Below are 24,434 nucleotides of genomic sequence, written 5' to 3' on the forward strand. Positions count from 1 at the left end.
GCTCGGTTTAAGCGCTGCGCTTAATAGCGGAATAATTTTTTCGCACCATCACTCTAAATAGGGGCTCTTACGCGCCCGTCACAGCATTGCCTGGTTTATGCATCAACTAAAACAGATCGCCAGATATAGCTATGCTTACAGCGGAGGTAACAACTATGTGTGGACGCTTTGCGCAGTATCGCAGCCGGAACGACTATTTTGACGCGCTCGGCATCGCCGACGACGAGCTGATTTACGATCCCGAGCCGATTGCACGCTACAACGTCGCGCCCGGCACCCGCGTGCTGTTGCTTAACATGCGCGACGCGCATCTGCATCTCGATCCGGTATTCTGGGGTTACGGCCCCGAGTGGTGGCATAAGCAGCCGCTGATTAACGCGCGCAGCGAGACCGCGCCTACCGGGCGCATGTTCAAGCCGCTGTGGCAGCACGGCCGTGCCGTCGTGCCTGCCGACGGCTGGTTCGAATGGAAAAAAGAGGGGAGCCGCAAGCAGCCCTTTTTTATCTACCACCCGCAGCGCGAGCCGCTCTTTTTCGCCGCCATCGGCAAGGCGCCCTACGATAAGGCGCACGGGCATGAGGGTTTCGTTATCGTCACCGCGGCCAGCAACAAAGGCATGGTAGATATTCACGACCGTCGTCCGCTGGTGCTGCGCGCCGACGCGGTCGGGGAGTGGCTTAGTGAGGAAACCTCGCCCGAACGGGCGCAAGAGATCGCCGGGCAGGCGGCGCTGCCGGAGACGGCATTTCGCTGGCACCCCGTCACGAAGAAGGTCGGTAATATCCGCAATCAGGGCGAAGAGATGATTGAGGAGAGCAGCGAAGCGGAGTAGCTGCCCCGCGTCCGCCATCAAACGATCGCAATGCAGGACGGAAAATGGCGATTGCAGTACACTTCACCTCTCCTTTTCTGCAGCAGTGAATGACAGTGAATAACGAAACGCACTCCTCAGTAAATGTTCCTCAGTCAATCCCGGCACGCAACCGCATGTTCCGGGCGTTGCTTAACCGCGACAAAACCCCTGTCGCGGTGCTTATCTCCGCCGCGCTGGTCGGCGTTATCGTTGGGCTGGTTGGCAGTACATTCGCCAGCGCGGTCCATTGGGTGCAGCAGTGGCGTCTGTCGCTGGCCGATCCGACGCTGCTCAGCGGCTGGAGGCTCTACGCACTGGTGTTTATCCTCTCCGCGCTGCTGGCGATGGTGGGTTATTTTCTCGTGCGGCGTTTTGCGCCGGAGGCCGCAGGCTCCGGCATCCCGGAAATTGAAGGCGCACTGGAAGAGTTGCGTCCCGTACGCTGGTGGCGCGTTATCCCGGTGAAGTTTTTCGGCGGGATGGGCACGCTGGGCGCGGGCATGGTGCTGGGTCGCGAAGGGCCAACGGTGCAGCTTGGCGGCAACATTGGCCGCATGGTGCTTGATCTGCTGCGTATCCGCAGCGACGAAGCGCGCCACTCGCTGCTGGCGACCGGCGCGGCGGCCGGGCTGGCGGCCGCCTTTAACGCGCCGCTGGCGGGCATACTTTTCATTATCGAAGAGATGCGGCCGCAGTTTCGCTACAACCTGATCTCTATCAAGGCGGTCTTTACCGGCGTCATTATGGCGAGCATTGTCTTTCGCCTGCTCAACGGCGCGCATCCGGTCATCTCCGTCGGCAAACTGGCGGATGCGCCGGTAGAAACGCTATGGCTCTACCTGGTGCTGGGAATGCTGTTCGGCATGGTGGGCGTGCTGCTCAACCGCCTCATTTTTCTCTTTCAGGACGCCTTCGCGCGCCTCTATGCCGGGCGGATCTGGCGCGCGGTGGCCATCGGCGGCGCGCTCGGGGGCGGCTGCGGTCTGCTGGCGCTGTGGTTCGCACCGGGCGCAGGCGGCGGGTTTGAGCTGATCCCGCAGGCGACCGGCGGCCACTATACTTTTGGCGTGCTGCTGGTGATCTTTGCGGTGCGGATGTTCACCACGCTGCTCTGCTTCAGCTCTGGCGCGCCAGGCGGTATTTTCGCGCCCATGCTGGCGCTGGGGACGGTGCTGGGCACCGCCTTCGGCGTGCTGATGGCGGACCTTTTCCCGCTCTACCATCTGCAGCCCGCCACCTTCGCCATCGCCGGCATGGGCGCACTGCTGGCCGCGTCGGTACGTGCGCCGTTGACCGGCATCGTGCTGGTGCTGGAGATGACCGATAACTATCAGCTGATCCTGCCGATGATCGTTACCGGGCTGGGCGCGACGCTGCTGGCGCAGTTCCTTGGCGGCAAGCCGCTCTACTCTTCTATTCTGGCGCGCACCCTGGCGCGTCAGCAGCAAACGGAGAGCGGCCAAGCCTAACGCATTTTGCCGCGGAACACCCAGAACGCCCAGCTGTGATAGATCAGCGTCAGCGGCATCACGATGGCGGCGCCGATCAGCACAAAGCGTTGCGTCGCCGCCGGCGCCGCGCTGCGGTGCAGATCCTGCTGCCAGGGGATCAGCCAGGGGTAGAAACCGCAGGCGACGCCGGCAAACACCGCCGTAATCAGCCCCAGCGTCAGCGCCAGTTGCCAGGTCGCCCGGCCGCGCCACAGCGCCAGCAGCTGGGCCAGCCAGCAGAGGAAAATCAGCGCGGCGGCGATTTTGCCCGGCCAGCGCTGCCAGGCAGTCATCCAGATGTCTCGGTTGAGCAGCAGCACCGACAAAAACAGCACCAGTGAAAGCACCCAGCAGAGCCAGGCCAGCGCGCTGGCACGCTCCTCAACATCCTCGCCGATGCGCCAGCGGATCCAGCAGCAGCCAAGCAGGAGATAGATCACCACCAGCCCCAGCCCGCACAGCAGCGGCGTCAGAGAGAAGCCAATCTCCAGGCCTCGCTGCGGCTCTGCGCTGAAGACCACGCCTGCGCACCAGCCCTGCAGAAAGGCCGCCACTGCCGAACTGGCGCACATTAGCCTGTCCAGCCAGTGGCGAAACGCCTCCTGCGCCTGCGCGCGATATTCCAGCGCCAGGCCGCGCAGAAACAGCGCCAGCACCATGGCGAAAACCGGTCCGCAGAGTGCATTGAACAAAAGGCTGTAGACCGCCGGGAAGAGTGCGAACATGCCGCCCGCCAGCAGCACCAGCCAGGTTTCGTTGGCGTCCCAGATGGGCAGGATGCTGTTCACCATCCGCCTGCGCTGCGACTCCTCGCGGAAGCAGGGAAAGAGCATACCGACGCCGAGATCGGTGCCGTCAAGCAGCACATAGATCAGCATCGACAGCAGCAGCGCCAGCGCGGCAAAATCAGCGAGCGTCATGGCGATGTCCTGATCTCTTGAGTGACAACGTCACGCTTAGGCGGCAGCGGCGCTGAGACCAGCCGCAGCAGATAGCGCAGCCCTAACGCAAAGCTCGCGCCATAAACCACCACGATGGCGGCGAGTACCGCCACGGTAGTAGAGAGCGGCAGCGCGGAGATGCTGTCAGCAGTGCGGAGCATGCCGTAGACCGTCCAGGGCTGACGGCCGATTTCCGTTACCAGCCAGCCTGAGAGCATGGCAATAAAGCCTGCCGGTGAGAACCATACCAGCATGCGCAGCAGACGGCGCGAGGTTGTCAGCCGCCCGCGCCAGTGCTGCACGTTCGCCACCAGGCTGGCGAGCAGCATCACCACGCCCAGCCCCATCATCAGACGAAAAGCGAAAAAAACCGGCGCGACCGGCGGCAGGTTTTGCGCATCAAATTCGCTGAGACTTTTGATGTGGCCGGTCAGATTATGGCGTAAATAGAGCGAGGCGATATCGGGGATCGCCACCTCCAGCCGGTTGCGCTGCGCCTGCTGATCGGGCCAGGCGAACAGCCGCAGCGGTTCACCTCGGTTTGCCGCTGGCGGGTGCCAGCTGCCTTCTATCGCCGCCAGCTTGGCAGGCTGATGCGCCAGCGTATTCTCCCCGTGCAGATCGCCGACGACGATCTGCAGCGGCACCGCCACCAGCGTGAAGCTGAGCGCGGCCGTCAGCATGCGCCGCGCAGCCTGTTCCTGAACGTTGTGCAGCAGACGGCGCGCCGCTACGCCCGCGATCATAAAGGCCACGGCGATCAGCGAGGCCAGCAGCATATGGCTAAAGCGGTAGGGAAAGCTGGGTGCCGACAGCACCATCGCCCAGCTTTCCGGCAGAAAGCGCCCGCTCTCGTCGCGGGTAAAGCCGGTGGGTGTCTGTAGCCAGGAGTTGGCGGCGAGGATCCAGAAAGCGCTCAGCAGCGCGCCGAGCGTCACGAAACAGGTGACGATAAAGTGCAGGCCCGGTTTAATTTTGCCCATACCGAACAGCATGACGCCGGTCAGACCCGACTCAAGAAAAAAGGCCACCAGCACTTCATAGAACAGCAGCGGACCAATGACCCCGCCGACCTTTTGCGACAGCCCGGACCAGTGCGTGCCAAACTGGACCTCCATTATGATGCCGGATACCGCACCGATCGCCACCGTCAGCGCAAAGACCTTGAGCCAGAAGTGCAGCGCCTCGCGCGCGCCCGGCTGCTTTCCCCACAGCCAGCGCGCTTCGAACCAGAGCAAAAAAGGCGCCAGACCAAGCGTCAGCGCGGCCAGCGTAATGTGCATCCCCATGGTGAGTGCGAACTGGCCGCGCGACAGCAGCAGCACCCATTCCGCGTCACTCATTGCTCGGCTTTCCGCTGTAGCGGGTGATCGGCTTCTCCTCCTCGCGCTGCATGCCGGCGGAAAAGGCCTCCAGTGCGGCGAACAGCGGCCGCAGTCCCTGCCACAGTTTTTCGTCACTCAGCAGATGCAGCACGCCGCGCAAGCCTGGCGCGGCATGGCCCTCCTGCTGCGTAGCGTCGCTGGCGGGCTTCATTGCCATCGCCGCGTCGCGCAGCGCCAGCAGAATATGGTTGAGCCGCTCGGGCGGAATAGTGCTCAGCGTCATCAGGATTAGCGATATATTCTGCAGGGCGCTCTGCGTGCCTGGCCGGTTCAGGCCAGCCACCAGAATTTTGCCAATATCGTTATTGGCCTTGATGGCGTCATTGGCCAGCCGCAGAAAACCGTGCTCATGCAGGTTTTCCACCAGTTCATCCATCGCTTCCTGCGCGGTTTTCTCGGTGCGCGTTGGCGGCACGGTATAGGAAAGGCGTTCAGCCATTAGAATTTCTCCGGATGTTCAACGTGTTCAGGCGGCTCAACATAGCCCGCCTGCTGCCATTTCTGCTCAATGGGCAGATGATCCAGCGGCGTGCGCTGGCCGTGGCGGAAATTATGGCGTGGGATAGGGCTCGGCTGCGGCGTGCGCGCCAGTTTGGTCATGCTGACGGCAATCTCTTTATAGGCCGGGGTATTGACGTCAGGATCGTGATGCTCGCCCGTGAGGCCGTTGACGCCCGGCTTACCGTGATGAATAGGGATAAAGAGTACGTTGCCCGCTACGCGATCGGTCACCACGACCGGCACCTCTACCGTGCCGCGCCGCGAGGTCAGCGTGACCCAGTCGCCCTCCTGCAGGCCGCGCGCCTGCGCCAGCTGCGGCGAGATCTCCACAAACCAGTTTGGCGAGAGCGACATCATGCGGCCGCCCTGGCCGGTCTGGTTCGTGGACTGGAAATGCTCCAGCATGCGGCCGTTATCCAGCATCAGATCGTACTGTTCATCCGCCTCTTCCAGGGGCGGCTGCCATGTCAGCGGATAGAGCCGCGCCTTGCCGTCCGGAAACTTGAATTTCTCGGTATAGAGCAGCGGCGTGCTCTCGCCGTCCGGCGTCACCGGCCAGATCTGCGACTGCCAGCCCATCAGCCGCTCGTAGCTGACGCCGGCGAAGATCTCCGCGATGCCAGCCGCTTCCGCCATAATCGCGCCCGGGTTGGGGTAGTTCCAGTGGTGGCCCAGCCGTGCAGCCAGCTCGGTAAAAATCCACCAGTCGGGACGGCTGTCGCCCAGCGGCGCCATTGCGGGTGAGAAGTGCTGGATGCGCCGCTCGGTATTGACGAAGGTGCCCTCTTTTTCCACGCTCGGCGCGCCGGGCAGCACCACATCGGCAAACTCGGCGGTGCGGCTCATAAAGATATCCTGCACGACCATGAAGTCGAGACGGCTGAAGGCTTCATGTACTTTGGTGGAATCCGCGTCGGAGAAAGCGGTCTCTTCGCCGGTGATATACATGGCGCGCAGTTTCCCTTCGTGCGCTTGCTGCACCATCATAAAGTTATCTGCGCCGGGCTGGTCAGAGAGCGCCTCCGGCGTCACGCCCCAGGCGCGCGCCCATTTTTCGCGTATCGCTGAATCGGAGACTTTTTCATAACCAGGATAAACGTTGCTGAGGCAGCCGAAATCACTCGCGCCCTGCACGTTGTTATGGCCGCGCATCGGATAGCCGCCGGTGCCTGGGCGCCCGTAGTTGCCGGTCACCAGCAGCAGGTTCGAAAGCGCCGTGCTGGTGTCTGCGCCGTGGCTGTGCTGGGTAATGCCCATCGCCCACAGCAGGCACACGCTGCCCGCCTGGCCGATCATCTCCGCCGCCGAGGTGAGCGCTTCCACGCTCAGGCCGGTGACCTTGCTGGCGAACGTCAGGGTAAAAGGCGCCAGCGACGCGCGATACTCCTCGACCTGATTGACGCGCTCCGCCAGGAATGCCTCGTCGGCATAACCGTGATCGAACATATACTTCGCCATCGCCGAGGCCCACACCATATCGGTGCCTGGCTTGATGCGCAGGAACTGGTCGGCGCGCTCGGCCATCTCATGTTTGCGCGGATCCACCACCAGCAGCTTCTGCCCGCGATGCTTGTGGCTCTGCTTGATGTGCGAAGCAATGACCGGATGGTTCTCCGCCAGGTTGCTGCCGACGGTGATGATCAGCTCGGTTTTTTGCAGGTCGCGGATGGTGCCCGCGTCGCCGCCGTAGCCAACGGTGCGAAACAGCCCTTCGGTCGCCGGGTTCTGGCAGTAGCGCGACGAGTTATCGACGTTATTGGTGCCGAAAATCAGGCGGGCGATTTTCTGCGTCAGGTAGGCCTCTTCATTGCTGGCCTTGCTGGAGCCGATAAAGCCGATAGCGTCGCCGCCGTGCTGACGCGCCACGTCGCGCAGCCCCTGCGCCACGCGATCCAGCGCCTCGTCCCAGCTGGCGGGGCGGAAGCGGCCGTTTTCGCGGATCAGCGGCGTGGTCAACCGCTGCGGGCTGTTGACAAAGTCCCAGCCGAACTTGCCTTTTACGCAGGTGGAAATGCCGTTGGCGGGCGCATCCGCGACCGGCTGCACCTTGAGGATATGACGATCGCGCGTCCAGATTTCGAAGCTGCAGCCTACGCCGCAGTAGGTGCAGACCGTTTTGGTGCGCTTAATTTCCGCCTGACGCAGCGCATCATCGATCAGCGAGATGCCGGTGATCGGCTCCATGCCAATGCTGTTCTCCAGCGATTTGACGAAGTCAATCATCGGACGTTTCAACCCTTCATCCATCGCCGTGAATGGCCCGGCGTCGGGCTGCATGGTCTTCTCCAGCAGCGCGTTACAGGGGCAGACCGTAACGCAGTGGCCGCAGCTGACGCAGCTCGAACCGGCGATCTGCGTGCCGCCGTCCCACAGGACGCGCGGATGCTCCTGGGTGTAGTCGATGCTCAGCGTCTCATTCACTTCGACGTTCTGACACGCCTCGACGCAGCGCCCGCAGAGAATGCACTGGTCAGGATCGTAGGTGTAAAAGGGGTTGGAATGATCTTTGCTGGTGGGCTTGCGCTGGTAGGGGTAATACTTAATCGGGATATGCATATCCGCGACGGTGTTATGCAGCGTACAGTCGCCGGTGTTGTGCTCGCAAACCGTGCAGTAAAGCTCGTGGCGATTCAGGATGCGGTCCATGCCTTCCTGCTGCGCGGCGCGCGGCCACTCCCCTTCGCTGTTGATTTCCAGACCCTGGAAGGTGCGCAGCGTGCAGCCGCGCACCTTTTCGCCATTGGCTTCCACCCAGCAGACATCGCAGCTCTCCAGCGGCTGCAGCGCCGGGTGGTAACAGACATGAGGAAGTTTTTTTCCCTGCTCGGTGAGAAAGTCGATCAAGGGCTGATTAACGGCGCCGACCAGGGGCTCGCCATTATAAATAATGGTACAGGTTTTTTCTGACATTTAACGCCTCGTTCTCGACATTGCAATTGGCCTTTGCCAGCGTGCTTCTGTTTGTTATGTAAAGTTATGTTCTCAGCTTAGCGACTATTAAATTGCCTGCCATTTAGCGGCTTCACTTATTAATGTCATCCTGACTAAAATTGCAGCAATACGCCTGCCCGGATAATGTGAAACGCATTACTTTTCAACTAAATAAAATTTTTTCCTACCGCGATCCCAAAAAGTGTTAAATATTACTAACCGGTGCGTTTATTTTTCTTTCGGCAAGTTTTCTGACGCTTTCTATACTTTTTAGTCCGGCTGGTTTCCAGCAGTGGGTAATTAAGCGGCAGAGGTAAAAAATGAAAGCATTAGTCTGGCACGGGGTGGGCAATATTCAGCTGGATAACGTTCCCGATCCGCAAATCGAACAACCCAGCGATGCGGTCATTCGCATTACCGCCTCGGCGATCTGCGGGACGGATTTGCACTTTATTCGCGGCACCTTTAGCGATATGCAGCCCGGTACTATTCTGGGTCACGAGGCGGTCGGCATCGTTGAACAGGTTGGGGACGAGGTGCGCAACTTCAGTCCGGGCGACCGCGTGGTGGTCTGCTCCACCGTCTCCTGCGGCGTCTGTCCGCCCTGTCGCGCCGGGCATACCGCGCAGTGCGACAACGCCAACCCCAACGGCCCGGAAGCGGGCACCTGCTTTTTCGGCGGTCCGAAGGCCACCGGGCCGGTGAACGGCTTGCAGGCAGAGAAAGCTCGTATTCCTTACGCCGCCAATACGCTGGTAAAAATTCCTGACGGCGTGACCGACGATCAGGCCATTTTAATCAGCGATATTTTTCCGACCGCCTGGTTCGGCGCCGAGCTGGCCGATATCACCCGCGGCGATATCGTGGTGGTGTTCGGCTGCGGGCCGGTCGGGCAGTTCGCCATCGCCAGCGCCCTGCTGATGGGCGCGGCGCGGGTCATTGCGGTAGACTGCCATGCGGATCGGCTGGCGATGGCGCGCCAGCAGGGGGCGTTCCCGGTTAACTTCGAACGCGAAGATCCGGTGGAGGCGATCAAAAATCTGACCGGCGGCACCGGCGCGGACTGCGCCATCGACGCAGTAGGCGTTGACAGCCAGCACGCTCATCACGGCCCGGCCAGCGAGGAAGCCGAAGAGAAAGCGGAGAAATTTGCTCAGGAAGTAGAGCAGGTAGCGCCGGAAACCCATCCGCAGGATGGCAACTGGGTGCCGGGCGATGCGCCGACCCAGGCGCTGGAGTGGGCGATCGCGGGCGTGAAAAAGGCGGGCCGCATCAGCATCATCGGCGTGTATCCTCCCACGGCGGAGATCTTCCCCATCGGCAAAGCGATGAACAAGAACCTGACGCTCAAAATGGGCAACTGCAACCACCATACCCATATCCCCTCTCTGCTGGAGCTGACGCGCAGCGGCGTTATCGATCCAACCAAAGTGCTGACCAAAGCCGAGCCGATTGAAGAGGTCATTAAGGCTTATGAGGCGTTTGATAAGCGTGAGCCGGGCTGGATTAAAGTAGAGCTGGAGACCTGAGCAGCTGATAGCTCGTGTTTTGCAGTCAATCTCTGACAACGCCCCGTTCGGGGCGTTTTTCGTTTAACGGGCAGAGCTTATACGCGGCGCGGCGGATATCTGTGTGAACAGGCATCGATACACCGCAGACGTTAGAACGGACGTGCCGGGTATCGGCTACGACGAGTTTAGCGTCGAGGCGCGCGAGGCGTTGGTAAGCCAGCATCCGCGCCGCGCCGCTTTTAACGTCAACCAGCCCAGGGACAATTTCGCTGTTTACATATTAACCATAAAAACCTTATATTTAGCATGGCTTTCTGGGTACCTGTCCTTGTTTTGCCATGAAGCCCAGAGCTAAGAGAGAGTAAACCCAGTGGTTCTACAGCCAAAAGGAGAGGGCTATGTATTATAAAGAGGAAATTATCCGTTATTTGCAATCCAATAACATACTGGCCTTAAAACTCGACCATGCTTTAGCAGGCGTAGGCGATTTTGTTTCGAATCAGATAGACTCGATTGGTGCAGGCGCAAAGCGCGCGCTTTATTACAGTTCATGTTTTACTGAAGAATATCAGGAGGTTTGTAAGCAGCAAAAGAATGAAGATGTCAGATTTATTAAAGGCCTCAACCATCTTTTTCAAAACAGAGATGTCATACATGAAATCTTGATGATATATTTTGATGAAGTGCTCAGAAATAAAGAAAAAGAGCAATTAGAGCACATCAAAAATATTCTAATGGCCGCTAATATTCATATTGCTGTAAACTCTCTAACCAAATCTGGATTCGTTTTAGCTACGGCTACCTGTGTTTCTATAGGGATGAATCTTAACCTTGACATGAGAGCAATAGCTGGGCGTACAGTAGGGGTCGCAGTAACTGTATCTGGATTATATGGCATTGTTCAAAAGGCGGCTGATAGCGCTGAGCATCTTCGCATTTGCTATCCTGCATTCTATTCAACTCTCTATGCTAATGAACTTGAAATGCTTTATTTCCTGGTGGAGCCATTATTTGTTCGTGCACACGCGCTTAATGCTGAAAGAACATCAGATACAGACATTGCCAACATCATCAAAAGAATGATTGGGTAGCAAAAATGTTATTTATTAAGAAGGCTTTTTTATGGCTGTTTCAACAGCTATTATCGCTTTATGGGCCACCACTTTGCATTATCATTTTTGCGGTTATTTTTTTTCAAGTCTTTCCAGAGGGGCCTTTATGGCCTGTTGGTGTATTCACTATATTAATTATTTTTATATTTGGCCGATATATAAAATGGTAATAGTTTTGTAAGATCACATCTTTATAAGGAAATACTATGTCTACTCCCGCACACCTGTGGCTTGAAGATGAAAACGGATCACCTGTTATTGGTGGTTGTACAATGCCACAGCGCTTAGGCTCTATCGAGTTAAAGTCTTTCTCTCACGGCTTAACTATTCCAGTAGATCCGAACTGGGGAAAGTTAACGAGCACCCGTATTCATAGACCAGTCACAATAGTAAAAGAGTTTGACAGAACTACCCCGATTCTTTATCGCGCCGTATGTGAAGGGCGCCCGATGAAGAAAGCGACGATGAAAATGTATCGTATTCTGGAAGCGGGTATAGAAGTCGAATATTTCAATATCATTCTGGAAAACCTAAAAATCACTACCGTTTCGCCCTACCTTGCACCTAACGCCATAAGCAGCACCCATCTGGAAACGCTGGAGATGCGCTATGAAGCTATTACATGGAAATATGTCGACGGGAATGTTATCTACCGCGACACATGGAATGAGCGCGCGATGGCCTGAAGATGCTTTCTAAACCGCGCCTGCCCTCCTGGCGTGCTGCGGCGGTTGAACGCCATCCTCCTGCTGAAGTTGTCGCTTTCAGCAAAGGCCTGAGCCGGTTGAGGTACCAATACAAAAAAGCAGCCCTCAGGCTGCTTCTTTGCAGGGTGTTACGCAGGCTGCCCCTCCAGCCTGAACTGTTCGACCGACTGCGCCAGCAGCGAGGAGTGATCCTCCATCGCGCTGGCGGCGGCGGAAATCTCCTGCACCAGCGCGGCGTTCTGCTGCGTCACGCTGTCCATCTCGTTAACCGCCACGGAGACCTGGCTGATGCCGCGGCTCTGCTCGTCGGATGCGGTGGCGATCTCGTCGATAATCGCCTGCACCGAGGTGACCGCCTGGGTAATCTCCAGCATGGTGTCGCCCGCATGGCGCACCAGGCTAACGCCGCTGTCAACGCGCTGCGTCGACTCTTCAATCAGCGAAGCGATATCTTTTACCGCTGCGGCGCTGCGCTGCGCCAGGTTGCGCACCTCAGACGCGACGACAGCGAAACCGCGGCCCTGCTCGCCGGCGCGCGCCGCTTCCACCGCCGCGTTAAGCGCCAGGATATTGGTCTGAAACGCGATGCTGTTGATGATGGCGGTGATATCGCCAATCTTGCGCGCGCTGTCGTTGATTTGCGCCATGGTCTGGACCACCTCGCCCACCAGCGCCTCGCCTTTGCGCGCGGTCTGCGAGGCGTTTTCCGTCAGCGACGTCGCCTGATGCGCATTGGCGGCGTTATGTTTCACCGTTGCCGTCAGCTGCTCCATGCTGGCGGCGGTCTCCTCCAGCGCGGCAGCCTGCTGCTCGGTACGCGACGCCAGGTTGATATTGCCTCTGGCGATCTCCTCCGCGCCGTCACGCACCGAGGCGCTGGTCTCTTTAATATGGCCGACCATCGCGATCAGCCGCGCCTGCATGGTATGCAGCGCATAGAACAGGCTGCTCTGGTCGCCCGCCTTTAGCGGAATGCGCGTATTGAGCTGCCCATCCGCCACCGCCAGCGCAAAGGCAGCCGCGTCGGCAGGTTCACCGCCCAGCGGACGCAGCACGATGCGGCTGAAGACCACCCCCAGCAGCAGGCTCACCAGCACAATACTTGCCAGCATCATCCACAGGGCATTGTGCAGCTGCTGACGCGCGCCGCTCATCACTAAGTCCAGCGGCGCAGCAACGCCCAGATACCAGACGTTGCTGCTGTTGCCGATAGCAATCGGTTGCCAGGTCATCAGCGATTTTTCGCCGAGCAGCGCATCCTCCTGCTCTGTCACCGCAGTGGTCAGGTGGCTTTTGTCGCCCTTCCACTGCTGGTTATTTTGCGCTTTATCGGGCGAAGAAACGATCTTACCGCCGCTGGAGAGCAGCATGGCGTAGCCCGCACCCTGCCAGGGTTTGATCTCATTGACCCGCTGCTGCAGCTTCGCCAGCGAAATATCGGAGGTGACCACGCCCCAGAGTTTGCCACGATCGATAATCGGCGTGGTAATTGAGGTCAGCAGCGTCGGCACGCCGTTATAGGCATAGCTGTAGGGTTCAGTCGGAAAATCTTTGCGGGTACGCTGCGGCACCAGATAGTAATCTCCCTGGCCGGGCGTCAGATAGGACGTCAGGGGATGCATTTTATAATTGCCTGCCTGATCGACATCGACAAACCAGGCGTAGCGCCCTTCCGGCGGCTGGCCGCTCTGGGCGGCGAACTCGGCGTCGCGTCCGTCGAAAACGTCTTTTTCCAGGATGACCGAAATGGACAGGTAATCGGGGTTGTTGCGCAGCGCATACTCAGTCAGCTTGTCGGCGACGTGGCGATCCTGCACGCCGGCATTCGGCAGCGCGATGATACTTTGTCCCAGACTCTGCGCCACATCGCGCGCGTGGTTAAGGCTTTGCGCGACTTCCAGCGCCTTGCTGCGCGCAATCTGTTGCAGGTACTCTTCCGCCAGCGTGCGCTGCGCCTGGCCCGACTGCCAGCTCAGCACGCCGATGGTGACGGCGAAGCCGGTGGCGATGGTCAACGCGCCGGTCAGCAGCATCATGGCGCGGGTACTTAATCTCTTTTTCGGAACGCGATCCGCTTTCATTATTGGTTTCCCCACTGTTCGGATACAGGCGAATAAAACAGCAGCGCTGTTAAAAACCTTATCGGCGTGGGCGATTGAAACTTAAGCAGCTGAACGCGGAAATGTGGGATGAGCGGGCAAACCCACAGGGGTTCGCCCCGGATAACAAAAGAATCAGGCGAGCTTGTTCAGGGCGTTAACCGCCAGTTGCGCCAGATACTGTGCGGTCGGGAAAAGCGCCTTATCGTCAACGCGGAATTTCGGGTGATGCAGCGCCCAGGGCCCGCCGGAGCCGACCATCATAAAGGTGCCGGGGATCTTCTGCTGATAGAAGGCGAAGTCCTCGCCAATCGGGCTGGCCTCGATGCGGCGCGCCTCGAACCCGACCTCACTCGCCTGCTCCAGCGCAAAATCGACCCACTCCCCGGTATTCACCACCGAAGGCGGGCCGGCGTGCCATAATAACTCGATTTGCGCGCCGAACGCGGCGGCGAGACCGTCCAGCAGCGCCCGGAAGCGCTGCTCGATCAGCGCGCGCGCCTCGCTGCTGAAGGTACGCACCGTACCTTCCAGGTAAGCGGTATCGGGGATGACGTTCCAGGTGCTGCCGCTGTGGATCTGGGTAATCGAGACCACGGCGTTCTGATCGGACGGCACGTTGCGGCTGATCAGCGTCTGCACCGCGCTGATAATTTGTCCCACGATAATAATGGGATCGTTGCCCTCATGCGGTTTCGCCGCGTGCGCGCCCTTGGCCGCCACCTTGATTTCAAAGCGATCGACCCCCGCCGTCAGCGCGCCCTCTTTGCCGCCCACGACGCCCACCGGCAAGGTCGGATCGTTATGGATGCCGAAAATCACCGCCGCGTCGTCCAGCGCGCCGGTGGCGATCAGGTCGGGCGCGCCCAGGCCGGTCTCTTCGGCTGCCTGGAACAGGATGCGCACGCGTCCTTTCAGCGACGCCGCCTGCTGCTGCAGCAGAATGGCAGCGCCCAGCGCGGCAGAGGTGTGGAAGTCGTGACCACAGGCGTGCATCACGCCCGCGTTCTCGGAGGTGAAGTCGACGCCCGACTCCTCTTCGATCGGCAGCGCGTCGATATCGGATCGCACCACCACCAGCGGCCCCGCTCCTTCGCCAACCTCCGCCACCAGACCGGTTTTAAGCGGCAGATCAAGGATGCGGATGCCCGCCGCGGTCAGGGCCGCGCGGATTTTTTTAGTGGTTTCGAACTCCTGGTTCGACAGCTCGGGAAAACGGTGCATGTCGTGGCGAAACGCCTGGATCTGGCTGGCAAGCGCCCGATCCTGCTCGCGGATCTCTTTCATATTATCTCCTTCCAGTGCGGCGGCCTGCGGCAACGTATGCGGCGGCACGCTTAAATATTGAAATCATCATTCGTTTCGATGTTAGTCATCTGGCGCAAAAAGCGGCGCGTCACCGGGTTGTCGGAGAAACTGATCACCTGCTCCGCCGGGCCCTGCTCAACGATATGGCCATCCGCCATAAAAATGACGCGGTCGGCCACCTCTTTGGCGAACTGCATCTCGTGCGTGACGATGACCATGGTGGTTTTCTGCTGCGCCAGGCTCTTCATCACCTGCAGCACTTCGTGCACGCGCTCGGGATCGAGCGCGGAGGTCGGCTCGTCGAACAGAATGGCGCGCGGCTTCACCGCCAGCGCGCGCGCGATGCTGACGCGCTGCTGCTGACCGCCAGAAAGGGTGATCGGATACTGATGCGCCTGCGGCGCCATGCCGACCAGCTCCAGCAGCTGCATGCCGGTCTCGCTGGCCTGCGCTTTCGGCATCTTCTTCACCATGATCAACCCTTCGGTGATGTTCTCCAGCGCGGTTTTATTGCGGAACAGGCTGTAGTTCTGGAACACCATGGCGGTCTGTCCGCGCAGCGCATGCTCCTCTTTCGCGCTGTAGTTCGCGGTATCAAGCGCCACATCGCCAATCTGGATCACGCCGGACTCCGGCTTTTCCAGTAGGTTGAGGCAGCGCAGCAGGGTCGACTTGCCGGAGCCGGACGGGCCGATAATCGCCACCACTTCGCCTTCGCCGATGGTCAGGCTGATATCGTCCAGCACCACTTTGTCGCCGAAACGTTTATTGAGCTGTTTTACACTGATCATAAGAGCCTTAGCGTTGCAGTGAGTGACTGAGTTTTTTCTCCAGCAGCGCCTGCAGGCGGGCGTAACCGATAATCACCAGCCAGTAAATCAGACCTACTACGAGGAAGGTTTCAAAGTAGCGCAGCGACTCCGCCGCGATCATTTTGCCTTCGGCGAACATCTCCGAAACGCCCAGCGCAAAGGCGACCGAGGTATCTTTGATCAGCGAGATAAAGGTGTTGCCGGTAGCGGGCAGCGCGTTGAGCAGCGCCTGCGGCAGAATGATGCGGCGATAGATCTGCGTCCGACGCATGCCAATAGAGAGCCCCGCTTCCATCTGCGTGGGATCCACCGACGCCAGACCCGCGCGGTAGATCTCCGCCATATAGGCTGAGGTCTTCAGGCTAAAGCCGATAATCGCGGCGGTGGTGGCGGACATGCCGGTCAGCGCCGGGAAGAGCTGCGGCAGGCCAAAGTAGATAATAAACAGCTGCACCAGCGACGGCATGCCGCGAAACAGCGAGATATAGAGCTCGACCAGCTTGCTCACCAGCGTGGATTTGCTGTTGCGCAGCAGCGACAGCCCCAGGCCGATCACCATAGCGCACGCCATCGACACCACCGCCAGCATCAGGGTGACCGGCAGATAGCTGAGGATTTGCGGCGAGATTTTCAGCAGGTAATTAAAATCGAAATTCATAAAAAGCCCTTAACGACGTTTGCCACCCGGCGGTGGCAAACGTTGACAAGTAAACGCCAGATTTAGTGAGACGGCTGCGCGGTGATATCTTCGCCGAAGTATTTTTCCGAGATCGCTTTCAGGCGGCCATCTTTACGCATCGCATCGACCTCTTTGTCGAACGCGGCGCGCAGCTTGTCGCCCTTCTCATCTTTGTGGAACGGGAAGCCGACCGACTCGACCACCAGCGGCTGGCCGACAAACTTCAGCGGCAGCCCTTTCTGGTTGATCTCCGCCAGCAGAATCGGCCCGGAGTTAACGTAGCCCTGTACGCGGTTGTTGATGACATCGCTCATCGCGCCGTCGCGGCTCTCGTAAGTGCGGATGGTGACGCCGTTATCGCCGAACGCTTTTTTCAGGTTGACCAGGTGGTTAGAGCCCAGCACGCCGGCGATGGTTTTGCCGCGCAGGTCGTCCAGCGTATTGATACTGGCGTTGCTTTTATTGGTGACGATCTGGCTGCCGTAATAGCTGTAAGGGGTAGAGAAGTTATATTTCGCCTGGCGTGCCGGGGTGATCGCCACCACGTTGGCCACCGTATCGAGCTTGCCGCCCTCCAGCTGGCCCATCAGGCCGCTAAAGTCAGAGGTGACCCACTCGATTTTGTAGTTGAGATCTTTGGCGATCGCTTCGGTGACCTCAACGTCAAATCCGGTCAGCTTGCCATCTTTTTTAAACGCGCCGGGAAAGCTCAGGCCGGTCGCGCCGACGCGGATAGTGGAGGCATCGGACCCGCCCTGGGCCGCTTTGTCGCTGTTGTCGCAGGCGCTAAGCAGTGAGGCCGCCATAACGACGGACAGTGCGATTAACCCTTTTTTCATGGTGATCTCCCTGGTTTTTTGTCTGCAGCCGCGCTTAGCGGGCGTGCGGTAAATGAAGGTTTTTTTGCATGTACACGGTGATATGGCCTTTGCCGAGGTCTTTTTTGCTGACCTTCTCAAACCCCATCGCCTCATATAGCTGAATCAGCCACGGATGGCTCTCGGCAGTGCCGAGGGAATAGGCCGGTGCGCGCAGCTGATCGCGCAGCACCGCCTGCTCCAGCCAGTCGAGCATCTTCACGCCCAGCCGCTGACCGCGATAGTGCGGCGCGGTGGCGAACCAGCCGATATGCGGCAGCCCGAACGGGCCAGGCAGCGGCCCCCAGGGATAGCGCAGCGTGACCGACGCGACCAGTTCATCGTCACGGAACATGCCGTAGACGCCGTGGGTAGCGATATGGCGCTGCATCTGCGCCGCATCGGCCGTGGCGGCATCGAATTTAATGCCCAGGTCGCGCGCGGACGCGTAGGCCGCGTGCACCAGCGCGTAATAGGCCGCGGTATCGGCCTCGGTCAGCTGGCGAAAGCTGTCGCTCATGCCCGCATCTCCAGCAAACCTGATGCCTGCGCGGCAGCGAGCACCTCATCCACTTTGCGCGGCGCCGAACCGAGATAGTTCACCGGATCGAGCCAGCGGTTCAGTTCGTCATCGCTGATGCTGTTGTCCATCTGCGGATGGGCGCGCAGCGTCTCTTTGAAGTCGCGCTGCTGTTCCCAGGCGTGCATGGCGCACTCGTACACCAGGTGGTGCGCGGTCTGCTTGCCCATCTTTTTACCCAGTTCGAACATCACTTTTTCCGACAGCAGCAGACCGCCCTGCATATCGAGGTTGCGACGCATGCGCGCTTCGTTCACCGTCATGCCGCGCAGAATGGCGATGGCGTTTTGCAGCTGCGCCGAGAGGTAAATGCAGATTTCCGGCAGCGCGATCCACTCGGCGCGCCAGCTCATGGCGTCGCGCTCGTGCTCGACATGCATCGATTCATAAATCAGCGCGGCGCTTTTCAGCACCGGCGCGGTCAGGCTGGCCAGCCCTTCCAGCGCGGCGGGGTTGCGCTTGTGCGGCATGGTGGTCGAGCCGATCTTGCCGGCGGAGAAGGGTTCCTCAATCTCGTTGATCTCGGTGCGCATCAGGTTGTAAAGCTCGTTGCCGATTTTGCCCAGCGTGCCGCTGATCAGCACTGCCACGGAGGCGAACTCCGAGAAGCGGTCGCGCGCCGATTGCCAGCCGATAGTCGGCGTCGCCAGCCCGAGAATATCAAGGGTGCGCTTTTCTACTTCCGGGCCTGACGGGCCGAAGGAGGCGTAGGTAGAGATGGCGCCGTTGATGTTGCCGGTCAGCGCGCGCGGTTTGATCTCGCTAAGGCGGGTCAGATGGCGCAGGAACTCATCCAGCCAGACGGCCACTTTAAAGCCAAAGGTCGTCGGGAGCGCCTGCATGCCGTGGGTGCGGCCCACCATCGGCGTATGCTGATAGCGCCTGGCAACGACCGCGAGCTCGTTCGCCAGCTGAGTCGCGTCGCGCTGAATAATGGCGAACGCGTCGCGCAGCTGCAGTACCGTTGCGGTGTCGACGATATCCTGGGTAGTGGCGCCGTAGTGGATAAACTCGCCCGCCTCGCCGCACTGTTTTTGCAGCGCAATCAGCGTCGGCATCAGAGAGTGTTTCATCTGCGCGCCCTGCTGCGCGATGTCGTCAATGTTCAGTTTCGACGGGTCGGCACGCTCGACAATGGTTTTTGCCGCCTGCGCCGGAATGACGTCAAGCTCGCCTTCTGCCTGCGCCAGCGCAACCTCTACCCGTACCTGCTGCCTGAGTCGGTTTTGCTCCGACCAGACGTCGCGCATTTCTGGTGTACCAAAATTGTTGCCAATTAAAAGAAAATCAATAATATGTGACGCCATCGCTTTGTCACTTATGTTGTATTTACAGAGCTTTAAAATAACACCTCTAAACGGGCCTGACCGATAATGGAAAGGCATATGTTATAGCGCGAAGTTATAATGCTCTGGCAAAAGCTTTCCTCCTTACTGTGTTGTTCATCGGTCTAAAAGCGCGTCGCAACCCTTGCCAGGCAAGGAAAGTCAGTTGTGCCAGTCGCGATGATGTAAAAATTTCTCAAGGCCCTTATTGCAAATTTGTTATAAAGCGCCACGCGTGCCCGATTTTTTCAGAAAAGTTGCACCACTTTCCATAACCATCTGAAAATAAAGGTTAATGCTTTTTTTACCAAGAGTTACCTGGTATTACAGGAACGCTAATCACTCCTTGCTTATGCCCCAAAGCATGTTCCATGTTTGAAAGCTATGCCCCCCGCTATGCCCCATTTTAACTTATTGTTATATCAATCAAAGTGAGCAGTAATCCCGTTAGACGATCACGATCTTGTAATTGACTTTTGCCAGTACGGTCAATTTCTCAAACACATTGCAAGCAATGCGCAAAGCATTGTCGATACTCATCGAGAAAACTTCTCTTAACGCGGTTGTCCGCTTTGTGCCAGAAGCGAACGTTGCTAACACCAGCCTGTATTAAGCGACGGAGAGCAAGCCACGAACTGAATTCAGGTTTAACGTGAAGGTTCTGATAACTGATTTTGGTCCGCTAGCAATTAGAGGTAATTAAAACTTTGGGTTTTTAACGTAGCAGTTTGAGCTAGCATTGGCTCACCCTGATATAGCAGAGCGACTTTATCGCCGGCAGCAACGCGTGCGCTTCGGTCATTCACCTCAAGCCATCGTCGCGCTCAACGATTAGCGTTGACGCAGGATTATGTACTACGAGATCACTAACAGTGAGCCGACGCTCGATATAGTCCTGCGCTAGAGACTGGAAGCCCATGATCAGATTGCTCCGTTCCGGTTGAATACCTGGAATGTTCTCTCTTCACCCTCTTTTGTTGAGACATCTCGAAAGGTTGATGTGTAAATCTCAACCTGGCGGTTCGCCTCCTTAAGCGTGAAGTGCCAGTTCAGCTTCGCCAGTTCTTTGACGAAATTCACCGTAGTCACGATATAGCGGCCCTGCTGGTTTCGTTTGATCGCGTTTCTAAGCGCAGTTTCTTTTTCGTATTCACGTAGCATGTTTCCCCCCAAAGAAAATACTGCATATAAACACAGTAAAAACTGACCAGGATTTTTTCATGTTACATCAGTTATCGAATGGGGCTTAAAGCGTAGACGTCAACTGTTTACTTGATAAGCAGTTAGCATGATATTGAAAATCGGTTAGCTGGCCGCTATCTGTCAAGGACATATCATCACTATCCGTCCTGCTGCCAGCTAACCACTCCCTTCTCCTTCTAATTGCTTAAGGATCAAGCATGGCACTACATGGGAAATTTCTTCTCAACGGCGCTGATTACGCACCGTTTAATCTATACGGTGTTGGCGTCTTTATGGCGTTTTCAGGTAATGGTATTTACCGTAATCATGGTGGATGTAGGGCAGTCCCGTTTAATGGGCCAATTCCTCCAGGTAAATACTGGATTGTTGAGCGTGGCGAAGGCGGTTTTATTTCTCGCAAAATTGCTGGCGCTAAAGATTTACTTAATAAAATTAAAGACGGCGCCCAATTCGGCCATTCGGACTGGTTTGCTTTATATCGTGACGACTTAGGAATCGACGACGGAACTTGGGTTGATGGCGTTCATCGGGGATTATTTCGACTCCATCCCGGTACCATCTCAAAAGGATGTATAACTATTGCGCATGATTCTGACTATGCAATGATAAGGAATGCGTTATTAAGAACCGCTCCAATACAAGTTCCCTGTATGCGTTCTTTAATGGCAAGAGGCTGGATTGAGGTAGTGGCCGATGCATCTACTACGTGTCCGTAATATTATTAGCCGGATTGCAATGTGCATTTTAAAGTGCATCCTGTTTTTATTATTATTCTGTATATCCGCAATAGCTATTAACTCTTCCAACTTCATAAGCTATGAAACTTCCTCAAGGTTTTCTGAGTGGCTTTACGGCTATTCAAGTCAGGATAATTTTGATGACTTAATTTTCTTCTGTGATATCGGCCTGTCGATATTATCCGCAATTATAATGTTTATTATCATATTGAAATTAATTAAAAAAATCAGGAGTAACTAAAATGCCAATTCCTCCATACATGTGGCTTAAAGATGACGGCGGCGCAGACATTAAAGGCTCTGTAGACGTGCAGGATCGGGACGGTAGCATAGAGATTATCGGGCTAAGTCATGGGATAAATCTGCCCGTTAATAATGCTACTGGTAAAATCACTGCCACGCGGCAGCATTCGGCAATGATGATTGAAAAAGAGGTTGATAGTTCAACGCCCTATTTATATAAGGCCGCCGCGACGGGCCAGACGTTAAAAAGCGCAGAGATAAAATTCTATCACGTAAATCATGCAGGACAGGAGGTTTGTTACTACAGCGTGCTAATGGAAAACGTTAAAGTCACTGGCGTTAATTGTAGTGTACCTAACGTTAAACTGGCGGGAAATGACAAACTGAACCATATAGAAAGCGTCAGTTTGCAATATGAAAAAATCACATGGAAAATTGTTGATGGCAACATCCAATACACTGACGCATGGAATGAAAGGCCGACTGCCTGAGAAATGAAAAAGCCCGGCATAAGCCGGGCGCCCTGGTATTAGCCAATTAAATAAACAAAGTCCTCAATGGAGATATTTCGTTATTTCTTTATAAAGGAGGAGGAGCGCTATCGCCCAGAAAATTAGACATGCCATGAATATAAATATCCAAACATTCCTTCGATTCATAATCATCTCCTTGATTACGGATAAAATATACCTTATCCAATACTGGCTCTAATCGTTTCTATCGATCAATTACACCTCATTGATCAGTATCATCGATCAATTGAGATAACATAATGATAATAAAAGATAAATTCCGCTATTCGCCATTATTGCCGTTTGTGGCCGTGCAATGCATCCAGTCCAGATAGGTCTTTAAAGCCGCTTCTGCGGCCTCCGGGGTAGCATTGCTGCCGTTATAGGCACAGGAGTATTGAAGCGATAATTAAGTATTACATCTCCTAACTGCAACGTATAACTACATACAACTTGCTGAGGCTCCTTCTCAAGTATTTCCTGTACAGAAGAAAACGAGAATAAAATATCGTAATATCCGAGGCCATCTGAAGCACCCATATCATCGGTTATCATCATCGGATCCGGAATAAACTTAGCAATAAAGGACATCCTTTATGTCTCCCTTGTACTGGTCGCCATGAGTCAGTAGGATTATGAACGGGATACCATAATCCATTGTTACTGGCATAAAGCAGTTGCATAGCCGGTTTGCGAGTAGTGTCTGTACAAAATACAAGGCTATATGCATCAGTAGAAGGCGCTGGAAGTCCCGCGTATTTAAACTGGAGTATGCGCACCGCTTCAGCAAAGTCCTGATACTGAATGAACTTTAGTTCACCGTTAACACAGATTGGTATCCGGGTTGATGCGGAAACTGAGCGTATATTATTAATCATCAGTAGAAGATTGCCGGAATCGAGATCCATGCCGAATCCGTTACCTTGGTATGAACAAGAATTTATCGCCCATTTCTTCGGCATAACAACGTTACCAGTTATGCCCTCGATATTTGACAATTGTGATTTAGCCTGAGTGAAATAAAATGGCGAACCTGAATAGATTCGCGGCGTACTCTTCGTCTCAAGTAAAACCGCAGTATGGCGCGCATATTTCCCCACTTTCACATAAATAAAATTTGCTGCCAACTGTGGACTATTCGAATCTCTTTAACAGGCGTTCCGCCTTCACCATACCAGTTTGCCTCTATCGTCGCGGTGGCCGCAGCAGCCAGCTGCTTCATTTCGACAAAGAGTTTCGCTTCTCCACCGCCAAAATTCATTGCGCCAGGACGCGTAATAGCCCCGGCTGGGTTATCCCATCCAGCAGCACCTGTAAAACGCATTATCGCCGTATGGCCTAATATAGGCAGAACGAGACGCCCGACATAGAACCATTTATCCAGGTTGTTCGAATTCTATAGTAAAATTGCACGCTATTTTCTGCTGGCTTAAACCGCCGTTAGTCAAACGCTCAGACTCTATTGCCCGCTCTTTTTAGCAGCGGTGTTATTAACAGCGTTAACCGCCTTCCTTAACGCCTTTTGCCACGCCTGAGCCACCAGCACGAAGGCAGCTACCTCACAGGCAATGGATGAAATTAATTTAGCGATTGGACGCGCGGTTTCGTCTTTGATTTCTTCAGGAAAAGAGATTCGAAAAGAGAGCATCCTGGAGCAACTGCGAAAATCGGAAAAAGAAGCCCTTGATGGTATGAAAGCGGTCTATGCCAGCGCTATTGATCTGATTATGGGATGAGCGGCCGTTCGCATTGACTTACCTGCTCTCAGTCATTTCATGAAATTGTGTCGAGCGGGTCAATCAGAGGCTGTCGCCTGACCCGTAACAAGCGCCCCTGCTGCAGGTAAACAGGCCGCGCTTTGCCCTGCGCCCTCCCTCCATTACACTGTGCCCTTCGCGTCACACCTGTAGGGATAAAAGCAATGATAATTGAAAAAGCGGATGAGCCGTTTCTGCACACGTTTTTTGGCGAGCCGGTAGAGACGATCGCGCCCGGCTCCGCGCAGGCGGAATCAATACGCCAGGCGCTGCAAAGCGCGCGGGCGCAGCGAACCGTTGAAGTGGAGAGCGACTGGAAGCGCAACGCGCTGTTCCTGGCGCTGTTCGTCTTTCTCTATGCCGCGCTCGGCGCGTCGCTGACGCTGGATCTCTCGCGCACCACCGGTCATAAGAGCCTCAACTACGCACTGCAGGCGGTGCCGGTGCTGGTCGCCTTCTCCGGCTTTTTTCTGTCGCTGCTGTTTCTGTTCGTTACCCGCAGCAGCGCCCGTCGGCAGCAAAACTGGGAGCGTTCCATCGTGCTGCTGGAGAAGTATGCTGGCGGCAATCTCTATAAGCAGATCATGGATCTCGGCCCGCGCACCACGCACTACTCCTTTTCCGCGATTAACGTTGCGCTGGCGCTGTTTATCTGCGTGACCTGGGTGGTGATGTACAACTTCTTTACCTTCACCACCAGCGGCGTGATCGGCAGCGTGATCTCGCTGTTTATTACCACCATGACCTATGTGATTCTGGATATTCAGCTGCTGAAGCCGCACAGGCTGGATCATGAGGTGCCGCTTGGGCTGGAGAAAGAGGAAGAGCGGGACGATAAATAGGTGAAAGCAGCACGTCGCCCGTGCGACGTGCTGCTTTGATTGACAGGA

The 24,434-nt window shown here is 56.5% G+C and carries 23 protein-coding genes; 9 read left to right on the top strand and 14 right to left on the bottom strand.

What is annotated here, in order from left to right; all coding sequences use genetic code 11:
- The first annotated feature begins 155 nt into the window (after window positions 1–155).
- Window positions 156–833, top strand: a complete 678-nt coding sequence (locus tag ACR6A7_RS03430; protein ID WP_434123388.1) for an SOS response-associated peptidase family protein — start codon at window positions 156–158, stop codon at window positions 831–833.
- An 89-nt stretch (window positions 834–922) separates the two neighbouring features.
- The gene (gene clcA, locus ACR6A7_RS03435; RefSeq protein WP_434123389.1) at window positions 923–2,323 is read left to right on the top strand and encodes a H(+)/Cl(-) exchange transporter ClcA; all 1,401 of its coding nucleotides are present in this window, start codon (window positions 923–925) and stop codon (window positions 2,321–2,323) included.
- On the opposite strand, the gene ACR6A7_RS03440 is transcribed toward clcA, so the two are convergent.
- From ACR6A7_RS03440 to fdhF, 4 genes are read right to left on the bottom strand one after another with little or no spacing between them, the layout of a single operon-like run.
- Complete coding sequence (locus ACR6A7_RS03440; RefSeq protein ID WP_434123391.1) at window positions 2,320–3,264, bottom strand: cytochrome d ubiquinol oxidase subunit II; 945 nt, start codon at window positions 3,262–3,264, stop codon at window positions 2,320–2,322. The genes clcA and ACR6A7_RS03440 overlap by 4 nt on opposite strands.
- Window positions 3,261–4,628, bottom strand: a complete 1,368-nt coding sequence (locus ACR6A7_RS03445; RefSeq protein ID WP_434123392.1) for a cytochrome ubiquinol oxidase subunit I — start codon at window positions 4,626–4,628, stop codon at window positions 3,261–3,263. The genes ACR6A7_RS03440 and ACR6A7_RS03445 overlap by 4 nt, the downstream gene beginning before the upstream one ends.
- Complete coding sequence (locus tag ACR6A7_RS03450) at window positions 4,621–5,109, bottom strand: DUF1641 domain-containing protein (protein ID WP_033748956.1); 489 nt, start codon at window positions 5,107–5,109, stop codon at window positions 4,621–4,623. Before ACR6A7_RS03450 ends, ACR6A7_RS03445 begins: the two co-directional genes overlap by 8 nt.
- Window positions 5,109–8,081, bottom strand: coding sequence for a formate dehydrogenase subunit alpha (fdhF, locus tag ACR6A7_RS03455; protein ID WP_434123393.1), 2,973 nt, complete (start codon window positions 8,079–8,081; stop codon window positions 5,109–5,111). Before fdhF ends, ACR6A7_RS03450 begins: the two co-directional genes overlap by 1 nt.
- Before the next feature lie 341 nt (window positions 8,082–8,422).
- Between fdhF and ACR6A7_RS03460 the strand changes: the two genes are divergently transcribed.
- From ACR6A7_RS03460 to ACR6A7_RS03470, 3 genes are all read left to right on the top strand, one after another.
- Window positions 8,423–9,631, top strand: coding sequence for a zinc-dependent alcohol dehydrogenase (locus ACR6A7_RS03460; protein ID WP_434123394.1), 1,209 nt, complete (start codon window positions 8,423–8,425; stop codon window positions 9,629–9,631).
- A 380-nt stretch (window positions 9,632–10,011) separates the two neighbouring features.
- A complete protein-coding gene (locus tag ACR6A7_RS03465; RefSeq protein WP_434123395.1) occupies window positions 10,012–10,704 on the top strand; it encodes a hypothetical protein in 693 nt (230 codons plus the stop codon).
- 227 nt (window positions 10,705–10,931) lie between these two features.
- Window positions 10,932–11,411, top strand: a complete 480-nt coding sequence (locus tag ACR6A7_RS03470; RefSeq protein ID WP_434123396.1) for an Hcp family type VI secretion system effector — start codon at window positions 10,932–10,934, stop codon at window positions 11,409–11,411.
- A gap of 149 nt (window positions 11,412–11,560) precedes the next feature.
- Here the strand turns inward: ACR6A7_RS03470 and ACR6A7_RS03475 are convergent, their stop codons facing one another.
- The 8 genes from ACR6A7_RS03475 to ACR6A7_RS03510 form a co-directional block, all read right to left on the bottom strand.
- Window positions 11,561–13,513 (bottom strand): methyl-accepting chemotaxis protein, encoded by a 1,953-nt coding sequence (locus tag ACR6A7_RS03475; RefSeq protein ID WP_434123397.1) that lies wholly within the window; start codon window positions 13,511–13,513, stop codon window positions 11,561–11,563.
- A 153-nt stretch (window positions 13,514–13,666) separates the two neighbouring features.
- On the bottom strand, window positions 13,667–14,818 hold the full coding sequence (locus tag ACR6A7_RS03480; RefSeq protein ID WP_434123398.1) for an amidohydrolase: 1,152 nt from the start codon (window positions 14,816–14,818) through the stop codon (window positions 13,667–13,669).
- A gap of 50 nt (window positions 14,819–14,868) precedes the next feature.
- A complete protein-coding gene (locus ACR6A7_RS03485) occupies window positions 14,869–15,630 on the bottom strand; it encodes an amino acid ABC transporter ATP-binding protein (RefSeq protein ID WP_434123399.1) in 762 nt (253 codons plus the stop codon).
- Between the two features lie 7 nt (window positions 15,631–15,637).
- Window positions 15,638–16,309, bottom strand: a complete 672-nt coding sequence (locus ACR6A7_RS03490; RefSeq protein WP_434123400.1) for an amino acid ABC transporter permease — start codon at window positions 16,307–16,309, stop codon at window positions 15,638–15,640.
- Window positions 16,310–16,371: 62 nt separating this feature from the next.
- Window positions 16,372–17,175, bottom strand: a complete 804-nt coding sequence (locus ACR6A7_RS03495; RefSeq protein ID WP_434123798.1) for an amino acid ABC transporter substrate-binding protein — start codon at window positions 17,173–17,175, stop codon at window positions 16,372–16,374.
- 28 nt (window positions 17,176–17,203) lie between these two features.
- A complete protein-coding gene (locus ACR6A7_RS03500; protein WP_434123401.1) occupies window positions 17,204–17,707 on the bottom strand; it encodes a GNAT family N-acetyltransferase in 504 nt (167 codons plus the stop codon).
- Window positions 17,704–19,074, bottom strand: a complete 1,371-nt coding sequence (gene purB, locus ACR6A7_RS03505; RefSeq protein ID WP_434123402.1) for an adenylosuccinate lyase — start codon at window positions 19,072–19,074, stop codon at window positions 17,704–17,706. The genes ACR6A7_RS03500 and purB overlap by 4 nt, the downstream gene beginning before the upstream one ends.
- A gap of 939 nt (window positions 19,075–20,013) precedes the next feature.
- Complete coding sequence (locus ACR6A7_RS03510; protein ID WP_434123403.1) at window positions 20,014–20,253, bottom strand: DNA polymerase V; 240 nt, start codon at window positions 20,251–20,253, stop codon at window positions 20,014–20,016.
- A gap of 239 nt (window positions 20,254–20,492) precedes the next feature.
- Between ACR6A7_RS03510 and ACR6A7_RS03515 the strand changes: the two genes are divergently transcribed.
- Window positions 20,493–21,011 carry a DUF2778 domain-containing protein gene (locus tag ACR6A7_RS03515; protein WP_434123404.1) on the top strand — a complete coding sequence of 173 codons (519 nt, stop codon included), beginning with the start codon at window positions 20,493–20,495 and terminating at the stop codon, window positions 21,009–21,011.
- A 263-nt stretch (window positions 21,012–21,274) separates the two neighbouring features.
- The gene (locus ACR6A7_RS03520; RefSeq protein WP_434123405.1) at window positions 21,275–21,766 is read left to right on the top strand and encodes an Hcp family type VI secretion system effector; all 492 of its coding nucleotides are present in this window, start codon (window positions 21,275–21,277) and stop codon (window positions 21,764–21,766) included.
- 360 nt (window positions 21,767–22,126) lie between these two features.
- Here the strand turns inward: ACR6A7_RS03520 and ACR6A7_RS03525 are convergent, their stop codons facing one another.
- Window positions 22,127–22,378, bottom strand: a complete 252-nt coding sequence (locus ACR6A7_RS03525) for a hypothetical protein (protein ID WP_434123406.1) — start codon at window positions 22,376–22,378, stop codon at window positions 22,127–22,129.
- Window positions 22,379–22,889: 511 nt separating this feature from the next.
- Window positions 22,890–23,111, bottom strand: coding sequence for a hypothetical protein (locus ACR6A7_RS03530; protein ID WP_434123408.1), 222 nt, complete (start codon window positions 23,109–23,111; stop codon window positions 22,890–22,892).
- A 244-nt stretch (window positions 23,112–23,355) separates the two neighbouring features.
- Between ACR6A7_RS03530 and ACR6A7_RS03535 the strand changes: the two genes are divergently transcribed.
- Complete coding sequence (locus tag ACR6A7_RS03535) at window positions 23,356–23,523, top strand: hypothetical protein (RefSeq protein ID WP_434123409.1); 168 nt, start codon at window positions 23,356–23,358, stop codon at window positions 23,521–23,523.
- Window positions 23,524–23,708: 185 nt separating this feature from the next.
- Window positions 23,709–24,386 carry a RipA family octameric membrane protein gene (locus ACR6A7_RS03540; protein ID WP_434123410.1) on the top strand — a complete coding sequence of 226 codons (678 nt, stop codon included), beginning with the start codon at window positions 23,709–23,711 and terminating at the stop codon, window positions 24,384–24,386.
- Window positions 24,387–24,434 lie beyond the last annotated feature (48 nt).

Origin of the sequence: Pantoea phyllosphaerae (genome assembly GCF_051025595.1) — a bacterium.
Taxonomy (GTDB): Bacteria; Pseudomonadota; Gammaproteobacteria; order Enterobacterales; family Enterobacteriaceae; genus Pantoea.

Coding starts and splice junctions, on each gene's coding strand:
- ACR6A7_RS03430 (WP_434123388.1), top strand. CDS start 156: ATGTGTGGACGCTTTGCGCAGTATCGCAGCCGGAACGACTATTTTGAC.
- clcA (WP_434123389.1), top strand. CDS start 923: ATGACAGTGAATAACGAAACGCACTCCTCAGTAAATGTTCCTCAGTCA.
- ACR6A7_RS03440 (WP_434123391.1), bottom strand. CDS start 3,264: ATGACGCTCGCTGATTTTGCCGCGCTGGCGCTGCTGCTGTCGATGCTG.
- ACR6A7_RS03445 (WP_434123392.1), bottom strand. CDS start 4,628: ATGAGTGACGCGGAATGGGTGCTGCTGCTGTCGCGCGGCCAGTTCGCA.
- ACR6A7_RS03450 (WP_033748956.1), bottom strand. CDS start 5,109: ATGGCTGAACGCCTTTCCTATACCGTGCCGCCAACGCGCACCGAGAAA.
- fdhF (WP_434123393.1), bottom strand. CDS start 8,081: ATGTCAGAAAAAACCTGTACCATTATTTATAATGGCGAGCCCCTGGTC.
- ACR6A7_RS03460 (WP_434123394.1), top strand. CDS start 8,423: ATGAAAGCATTAGTCTGGCACGGGGTGGGCAATATTCAGCTGGATAAC.
- ACR6A7_RS03465 (WP_434123395.1), top strand. CDS start 10,012: ATGTATTATAAAGAGGAAATTATCCGTTATTTGCAATCCAATAACATA.
- ACR6A7_RS03470 (WP_434123396.1), top strand. CDS start 10,932: ATGTCTACTCCCGCACACCTGTGGCTTGAAGATGAAAACGGATCACCT.
- ACR6A7_RS03475 (WP_434123397.1), bottom strand. CDS start 13,513: ATGAAAGCGGATCGCGTTCCGAAAAAGAGATTAAGTACCCGCGCCATG.
- ACR6A7_RS03480 (WP_434123398.1), bottom strand. CDS start 14,818: ATGAAAGAGATCCGCGAGCAGGATCGGGCGCTTGCCAGCCAGATCCAG.
- ACR6A7_RS03485 (WP_434123399.1), bottom strand. CDS start 15,630: ATGATCAGTGTAAAACAGCTCAATAAACGTTTCGGCGACAAAGTGGTG.
- ACR6A7_RS03490 (WP_434123400.1), bottom strand. CDS start 16,309: ATGAATTTCGATTTTAATTACCTGCTGAAAATCTCGCCGCAAATCCTC.
- ACR6A7_RS03500 (WP_434123401.1), bottom strand. CDS start 17,707: ATGAGCGACAGCTTTCGCCAGCTGACCGAGGCCGATACCGCGGCCTAT.
- purB (WP_434123402.1), bottom strand. CDS start 19,074: ATGGCGTCACATATTATTGATTTTCTTTTAATTGGCAACAATTTTGGT.
- ACR6A7_RS03510 (WP_434123403.1), bottom strand. CDS start 20,253: ATGCTACGTGAATACGAAAAAGAAACTGCGCTTAGAAACGCGATCAAA.
- ACR6A7_RS03515 (WP_434123404.1), top strand. CDS start 20,493: ATGGCACTACATGGGAAATTTCTTCTCAACGGCGCTGATTACGCACCG.
- ACR6A7_RS03520 (WP_434123405.1), top strand. CDS start 21,275: ATGCCAATTCCTCCATACATGTGGCTTAAAGATGACGGCGGCGCAGAC.
- ACR6A7_RS03525 (WP_434123406.1), bottom strand. CDS start 22,378: ATGTCCTTTATTGCTAAGTTTATTCCGGATCCGATGATGATAACCGAT.
- ACR6A7_RS03530 (WP_434123408.1), bottom strand. CDS start 23,111: ATGCGTTTTACAGGTGCTGCTGGATGGGATAACCCAGCCGGGGCTATT.
- ACR6A7_RS03535 (WP_434123409.1), top strand. CDS start 23,356: ATGGATGAAATTAATTTAGCGATTGGACGCGCGGTTTCGTCTTTGATT.
- ACR6A7_RS03540 (WP_434123410.1), top strand. CDS start 23,709: ATGATAATTGAAAAAGCGGATGAGCCGTTTCTGCACACGTTTTTTGGC.